Origin of the sequence: Marivirga sp. (genome assembly GCF_024636815.1) — a bacterium.
Lineage (GTDB): Bacteria > Bacteroidota > Bacteroidia > Cytophagales > Cyclobacteriaceae > Marivirga.
Genome location: NZ_JAGXGF010000001.1, coordinates 1 through 8,123, shown reverse-complemented (window position 1 = coordinate 8,123; position 8,123 = coordinate 1). Strand labels below are relative to the sequence as shown.

The 8,123-nt window shown below is 35.5% G+C and carries 6 protein-coding genes and 1 tRNA gene; 3 read left to right on the top strand and 4 right to left on the bottom strand.

Features of this window, described 5'->3' with window-relative positions; translation table 11 throughout:
• Positions 1-1,011, top strand: a 1,011-nt coding sequence (locus Q0L29_RS00035) for a Fic family protein (RefSeq protein WP_296618210.1), incomplete at its 5' end; no start/stop codon positions are given.
• A 454-nt stretch (positions 1,012-1,465) separates the two neighbouring features.
• Here Q0L29_RS00035 and Q0L29_RS00030 read toward each other — a convergent pair.
• Both Q0L29_RS00030 and Q0L29_RS00025 read right to left on the bottom strand, forming a co-directional pair.
• Positions 1,466-2,887 (bottom strand): ATP-binding protein, encoded by a 1,422-nt coding sequence (locus Q0L29_RS00030; RefSeq protein ID WP_296618209.1) that lies wholly within the window; start codon positions 2,885-2,887, stop codon positions 1,466-1,468.
• Positions 2,888-3,260: 373 nt separating this feature from the next.
• A tRNA-Phe gene (locus Q0L29_RS00025) sits at positions 3,261-3,333 on the bottom strand.
• A 95-nt stretch (positions 3,334-3,428) separates the two neighbouring features.
• Here Q0L29_RS00025 and Q0L29_RS00020 point away from each other — a divergent pair.
• Together Q0L29_RS00020 and Q0L29_RS00015 are read left to right on the top strand one after the other, a co-directional pair.
• The gene (locus tag Q0L29_RS00020) at positions 3,429-4,742 is read left to right on the top strand and encodes a 4Fe-4S dicluster domain-containing protein (protein ID WP_296618208.1); all 1,314 of its coding nucleotides are present in this window, start codon (positions 3,429-3,431) and stop codon (positions 4,740-4,742) included.
• Positions 4,743-4,777: 35 nt separating this feature from the next.
• Positions 4,778-5,575 (top strand): (Fe-S)-binding protein, encoded by a 798-nt coding sequence (locus Q0L29_RS00015; protein WP_296618207.1) that lies wholly within the window; start codon positions 4,778-4,780, stop codon positions 5,573-5,575.
• A 727-nt stretch (positions 5,576-6,302) separates the two neighbouring features.
• Here Q0L29_RS00015 and Q0L29_RS00010 read toward each other — a convergent pair.
• A complete protein-coding gene (locus tag Q0L29_RS00010; protein WP_296618206.1) occupies positions 6,303-7,388 on the bottom strand; it encodes a glycosyltransferase family 4 protein in 1,086 nt (361 codons plus the stop codon).
• A partial coding sequence (locus Q0L29_RS00005) for a polysaccharide deacetylase family protein (protein ID WP_296618205.1) occupies positions 7,369-8,123 on the bottom strand: 755 nt, incomplete at its 5' end. The genes Q0L29_RS00010 and Q0L29_RS00005, both read right to left, overlap by 20 nt.

Genomic DNA, 8,123 nt, shown 5'->3' with positions numbered 1-8,123 from the left:
TTTGGAAGCTTGAAACATGTGAGTAATGAAGATCAAGACACTTTAAAAGTTGATCTGATGAGTGATGAGGCATTTAAATCTTCAGAGATTGAAGGCGAGATTTTAAATCGTGAGTCCCTCCAGTCTTCAATCAGAAAGCATTTTGGCTTAAAATCAGATAATCGAAAGGTCAGCCCATCTGAACATGGAATATCTGAAATGATGGTTGAGTTATACAAATCTTTCGATTCTCCATTAACCAAGGAGCAGCTTTGTAATTGGCATCAGATGCTTATGAATGGCAGAAGAGATCTTGAAGATATTGGAAAATATAGAAGCCATGAAGATCCCATGCAAATTGTTTCTGGTAGAATTGATCATCCAAACATACATTTTGAAGCTCCACCTTCTAGTGAAATACCAAAGGAAATGGAAGCTTTTATTTCTTGGTTTAATAATCCTACTAAACTTGGGCCACTTACAAGAGCTGGAATTGCACATTTGTACTTTGAAAGCATCCATCCTTTTGAAGATGGTAATGGCAGAATAGGAAGAGCCATTTCTGAAAAGTCACTTTCACAAAGCCTAAATCGACCTACTTTAATAGCCATGTCTTATGTTATTGATAGTAATAAAAAGAAATATTATAATGCCTTGCAATCCAATAGTGTTGGACTGGAGATAACCGATTGGCTAATATATTTTTGTGAAATGGTTCTAGAAGCCCAAGACTATACTCAGAGCTTAATTGAATTTCTGATAGAAAAAGGAAAATATTTCATCCGTTTTAACAATTTATTTAATGAAAGGCAGCAAAAAGTAGTAGATCGTATTTTTAAAGAAGGAGTTAATGGATTCATAGGTGGTCTGAGTGCAGATAATTATATCAAGATAACGGGTACTACTGCCTCTACAGCTACTAGGGACTTACAAAAAATGGTGGAATTAGGGGCAATGATCAAAACTGGTCAGCGAAAAGGAACACGTTATTACTTAAACATTGAGCATCCTAGCGCTCAACCTCTTAAATAAAAAATTAGAGACAGAGTAAGACTATTTTATAATACTAACTGAGTTCGATTAATAGAAGCACCGTCATACCGGAAAATTAATACTTGAATTACAAAAAGTATTAATTTGTCCGGTATCTCCATCAAAATGCTATTTTAAGATTTAGGATAATTTTCTTTTTTTGAAAATATAATCCCGATTGATCGGGACCGCAATGATGCTTTGAAGATGTTTTGCAGGGATTTAAAGTCGAACTCAGCTTACTAAATACCTTTCTCAGGATTTGTTATTCTATATTACCTTTGAATTTTCCTTTCTTTTAATGGGATAGATTTCTCAGATATATAAAGTAATATAAGTTATATCTTCTTTTTTGACAATGAATAAGCTAATGTTAAAAAAAATACTTTATCAAGTTAAAAAACAAAATCAAATCTGTGCGAAAAGTCCCCTTTTGGGGGCCAGGGGGCTGGCCTTAATCATCCAACTTCACTACAGCATTTTCAATTATCACTTTAAAAATACTGCCCTTTCCTAATTCGGAAACTAGGGTGATGCGGGCATGGATTTTTTCTAACGCTTGCTGGACTATGAATAAGCCTAAACCAGAGCCTTCTGCCTCACTGGTGGCTCTGTAAAACATATCAAATACTTTGTGCTGACTTTCCTCTGCAATACCAATTCCATTATCCTCTAAAGAAATATGAACATCCCGGTCAACTTTCTCGAAACGAATGGCAATGTATTGATCGGGCTTCTTGGCATCATGGTATTTTACTGCATTAGAAATTAAATTTCCCAATACTACTTTCAGTTGATAATAATCCGTTCTTAAGATGTGGTGGATTTGCTCATCATAATCTAATCGAATACTATCAGCACCCTGATTAAATTTTACATCCGTGATAACATCCTCTACCATTTCGCCCAATCGAAAAGTTTTAAGGTTTATTTCTGTTTTGATATTTCGGGAGTAGTTTAAAATATCACTGAATATATCATCCAGCTTTTTGACTCTTTCCTCCATCATTTTCACATATTGCTGTCCTGATTCATCTTTTATATCATGCTTGGCAATATTGATTAAGCCCAATAAAGAAGCCACTGGAGCACGTAAGTCATGGGAAGTACTGTAAAGAAAGCTGTCTAATTCCCGATTTGTTTTTTCTAAAGCTGACCGCTCTTCTTCCAACAGCCAAATTATCATTCCAATACCGATAAATGAAAGCAATAAGAAATCAATTACTCCAAGAGCATTATCAATTTCTATTATATAATTCTCATCGAAAATCATATAAATACCGCCAAGTGCATAATTAAGATTTTGGAATCCATAGAGAAGAAAAGCAATCCATAATAATTTTTTACCGACTGCTGCATCTCTCCTTCCAAGCCTCATGATTTGAACTCCTGCAAAAATAAAGGCTAAACCTACAATTAAAGACTTGGTGGTAAAGGGCAATACCAAGGAATAAACGTAACCTCCATCTTGTTCGAATAGATAAAATAGAGAGTTGAAGAGCGCTATTAGTACAACCAAAGCATATTGAATATATTCCTGTTTTAAGCTTAGGGTTTTTCGGTTGATAAGGTGGTAAGTACCCTGAAGAAGCCATACAACTTGCATCAGACCTGCTATCTGAAAGAGGAAAGTAAATATATTTTGCCAGAAGGGCCCAATATCTTGATTTTTCGCACAAAAAAGTGTGATTAAAGAAAATAAAACATAGGCAGCAAATGCCAGCCAGCTATAAGACCAAAGCTTCAAATGTTTTCTTTGATATAAATTGAAAAAATACCATAAAATTAAAGCCAGCCCAAAGCCCCAAACAGCTTGACCCAAATAACTTATGAGTATGTTCTCAAAATATTGATCGAAAATAGATTGATTAATCAATGCTTAATTGTTTTATATTTACTAAACCTACTTAATCAAGTTTCCATTTCTGCTCCGGCTTATGGCTTCACAATTAGGATAGATGACTTAAATGACCTTTTTGTCATTTAGGAAGGCTCAGACCATGGCAATATGTTTAAATATGATTACGTAGTACTAAAGTAACGACTAAAATCTTATATAGTAAGCAAAAGCTTATCTGTATTGATTTTAAATTATCACAAAAATAGTATGTATGCATACTATTTTTAAACTCAACTATTATTTTTAAATTTCACTTGTAAGCTTTGGCAGAAAATAGATTAAAAAATGACAAAAAATGAAATCGACATATTGAACATAAAAAAAGCCTTGCTTTTGAAAGCAAGGCTTGTGGTGCTGAGTGGATTCGAACCACCGACTCACGGATTTTCAGTCCGATGCTCTACCAACTGAGCTACAGCACCGTGATAGAGTGGTGCAAAAGTAGGTGAAATATTTATTCTGCAAAAGGATTTTAAAAAAAATGTGATAAAAAATTTTAAACGTTTAAAGAACAACTATGGTATACATCTCTCAAATTGCTTTCTTACTGGTACTTGCGGTGGCAGGATACTTTCTAGCAAAAAGAATAGGAAGCATTAAAAAAAATATCAATCTCGGAAAAGAGGTCGATAGAAGTGACAATAAAGGGCAAAGATGGAAAAACACTTTGCTTATTGCTTTCGGGCAAAAGAAAATGTTTAAAAAATTGATTCCCGCATTTTTGCATCTCCTCATTTATGTAGGCTTTTTGGTAATTAACCTGGAAGTGCTCGAGTTCATCATCGATGGAATAGCAGGAACACACAGAATCTTCGCTCCTGTTTTAGGTGATGCCTATACAGTAGCCATCAATATTTTTGAATTTTTAGCCATTGCGGTATTAGTTTCTTGTGTGGCATTCCTTTTAAGAAGAAATGTTTTGAATGTGAAAAGATTGCGTTCATTAAGTGGATGGCCGAAATTAGATGGTAATTTGATTTTGGTTATTGAAATCATTTTAATGTTTGCCATCTTAACCATGAATGCTACTGACCAGCTTTTACAAGGAAGAGATGATCATTACATTCAAACAGGAGATTTTTTCTTCAGTGGTCTGCTTATCCCGATCTTTGAAGGCATTAGCGTTGAGGCATTGCGATTTACTGAGCGTTTCGCATGGTGGTTCCACATCATTGGTATATTAGCTTTTGCGGTTTATGTAACCTACTCTAAGCACTTGCACATTTTCATGGCTTTCCCTAATACTTATTTTGCAAGGTTAACGCCTAATGGCAAAATGAACAATATGGACGAAGTAACTACTGAAGTGAAAAGCATGTTGGGCATGGATGCAGGTGATCCTCCGGCAGAAGTAGCGAGATTGGGAGCCAAAGATGCCACTGATTTAACCTGGGTGAATTTAATGAATGCTTATGCCTGCACGGAATGCGGAAGATGTACAGCTGAATGTCCTGCTAATATTACCGGCAAAAAACTTTCTCCTCGTAAAATCATGATGGATACGCGAGATAGAATAGATGAAATCGGAAAGAATATTAAAGCCGGAAAAGAAGCCGAAGAGGGCAATGCATTATTTAGCGAGGATTACATCTCTGCTGAAGAATTAAACGCTTGTACGAGCTGTAATGCCTGCGTAGAAGCTTGTCCGATCAACATCAACCCATTGGATATTATTTTGCAAGGAAGAAGATATATGGCCATGGAGGAAAGCAGTTCTCCTCAATCATGGAATGCCATGTTCCAAAACGTGGAAACCAGCTTTGCACCATGGAAATTTCCTCCTACAGACCGTTTCAAATGGGCTGATAAATTAAATGAGGAACAAAAATAAATTTTAGGAAACGATAAATTATAAATCAAGATATTATGAGTGATTCAACATATAAAGTCCCAACCATGCAAGAAATGAGTGCCAAAGGAGAATCTCCTGAGGTTTTATTTTGGGTGGGCTGTGCAGGTTCTTTCGATGATCGATACAAAGCCGTTACCATTGCATTTACTAAAATTCTGAATAAAGTAGGTATCAACTTTGCCGTGTTAGGGCAAGAGGAAAGTTGCACAGGAGATCCGGCCAGAAGAGCAGGAAATGAGTTTCTTTTCCAAATGCAGGCAATGAGCAATATTCAGGTATTGGATGGCTACAATGTTAAAAAGATTGTAACTGCTTGTCCGCATTGTTTCAATACCTTAAAAAATGAATATCCTGAATTGGGGGGTAATTATGATGTAGTGCACCACTCCCAATTCTTACAGGGCTTGATAAATGAAGGAAAAGTCACTTTAAAAGACGGTGGTGAATTCAAAGGAAAGAAAATCACCTTCCATGATTCTTGCTTTTTAGGAAGAGCCAATGGCGTTTATGAAGCTCCAAGAGATGTAATTAGAGCCTTGGATGCAGAATTAGTGGAAATGAAAAGATGTAAAACCAAAGGCTTATGCTGTGGTGCCGGTGGAGCGCAAATGTTCAAAGATGCGGAAAAAGGAAATAAAGAGATCAATATCGAAAGAACCGAAGAAGCCTTAGACACAGGAGCAGAAGTGATAGCCGCAGGCTGCCCCTTCTGCATGACCATGATGGGTGATGGCGTTAAAAACAAGGAAAGAGAGCATAATGTGAAGGTATTGGATCTTGCAGAGTTAATTGCTAAGAATGAAGGGCTTTAAATAGTTCTCAGTAATAGGTTTTAAGTTATAAGTAATTAGACATCAGAGCTGCACTTGTTTTGATGTCTTCTTTTTATTCAAGCCAACTTACTGTTTTTCTCGTTAATATTAAAATAGTGCATTTTTTTATTTAAAGACCCTTTTCATTGTTTAAGTGTGTCCCTGAGCATTTGGTGCCAATTTTTGTTTTTAATTCTAACTTAATCATTCATACTTTTTCCATTGATGAAAAAGTATGCAAAAAATCTAGGTAAAATGATGCTTCTTCCCGCAAATGCCAACGCCTGCCCGCCATTTTACCCTCCACCGCGCTTTTTCGCTTACAGCGAAATTGGGGGAGTTAGTTACTAATAAACTCATCAATTAAATTCGGACTTCCTATTCCCTTATAAAATTAAATTTGCCTTGTTTTTGGATAATTTTAAATTATTCGGTTGAAAGTATTTATTCTTTTAATAACTAAGTTGTTCCTGCGAGGAAAGCAGGAAAAAGAACTTCAATACAGATAAATAGAATTAATTACCTAGTAAGAATAGAATTAACCCGACCACTTCCGAGGAACTCGGAAAAGCGGGAGGGAGGAAAGTTTAGCGGGCCAGCGTTGGCCTTGAGGGTGGTAGCATTAAACTTTCTAGAATTTTTGTTTCTTTTTGTTCATGCAAAAAGAAAGTAAGGAAGATGAAAGTAAAGAAAATTGGTTTCTGTAAATATGTGACAAACTTAGTGGTTAGTCTCTTCTAAAACTTTTACTTATAGCTTTCTTCTTTCTTCTGATATTTGCTTTCAAAATTTCATCTAGCATAATGCTTAACAACATACATAAGCCAACAATGGAGGGAACTAATATATTATCTCCTAGAAAATCTAAAGCCAATGCCACGCATATAATCGCAATATTAGTCGCTATCATAATTAATGTAGTGCCGGAATGACTGAAACCCAAACGCATTAAAATATGGTGTAAATGTGTTTTGTCTGGTGAAAAAGGAGATTTCTTTTTTAATGCTCTGGAAATAAATACTCGGAGCGTATCGAATAAAGGAATAATGATGACTGAAACACCTACCGCAACCGAAGATTTTAATTTAAAAGGTGTTTCCTCAGGTAAGTAATGATTATAATCGATAAACTTTATAGTGATTACTGCCAAGGCGAAACCTATTAACAGTGCTCCAGTATCACCCATAAAAATTCGAGAAGGTTCCCAATTGAAGTTTAAGAAGGCTATTAATCCTCCGATAAAACCAAAGCAAACCATGGAGAAATATGTTTGCCCAACGAGAAAGAAATAAATTCCAAAAAAGAAAAAGGCAATAATCCCTATACTGCTGGCTAGGCCGTCCAAGCCATCGATCAGATTATAGGAATTGGTGATAACAATTAAAGTAAAAAGGGTTACCACTACACTGAGGATATAAGGAATCTCTTCAATAGAAAACAATCCGTAAAAAGAAGCCAAAGTGATATCCATTAAGATGATGACCATAAAAGAGGCTAAAAACTGAGCTCCAAGTTTTACAATCGGTCGAACAGGTACTAAATCATCTCTTAAGCCAACCACAAACATAATCCCCATAGCACCATAGAAAAATTTAAAACGCTGTAAGCCAACAAGTGGCATAAATATCAATAGTGCTATCATTACGCCTATAAAAATGGCTATCCCACCCATGCTAGGAGTATCACCGGTGTGGATTTTTCTACCACCAGGTTTATCCATGATATTACGTTTTTTGAAAAAGCCGATTACTAATGGCGTAACCAAAAAGGTAAGAATAAATGAGGTAATTAAACTAGCTAGGGTTTGGGGCATGTTTAAAATTTGATAAATCTACAACTTTAGCTTTATCCCAATCAATTTGGTCATCAGCCATTAACAGATCAACAAATTTAAAGTCTTTTATTAAATTATCTAATTTTTTGAGTGCACCTTTCAAACCAACATAAGATTTAAATTTTCTGACTGTACTTAATTCGGGTATTACAGGCTGTCCGGGATCAAAATCTCTAGGATGAAAATAGGTCATATTGTACTCACCTGAGGAAAACAATCTTTTTATTACTGGATACGGTAAAATCCTAAAATAACCTCCTCCTGAAAAAATTAATTTTTGACCTAAGGCAGCATGATAATTTATCGGAAATTCTTTTAATTCAATTCCGTTATACCTCAATAAAAAGGGTTGTGGAGTATCTAATATTGGTAAGCCACCATGAGAACGTGCAGCTGGGAAAATAGAAGCATCATGTGTGATGCCATTTTTGGCTAAAATCTCAAATGACCATAAAGCATTTTCAGTTATGGAAAAGCCCGGAGCCCTATAAGAAGTTACTTTTTCACCAATTGCTTGTTCCAGCTGATCCAAAGATATTCTTAAATCTTCTTCAAATTTTTCAGGGGACAATTCATAAACCAAAGGGTGAAGATTAGAATGTGACCCTATATGATACCCTCTATTCACTATTTCTTTAATGACATCCGGATATTTTTCAGCCACCCAACCCAGACAGAAAAATGTTGCTTTCACATTATTATCTTCCAATAAAG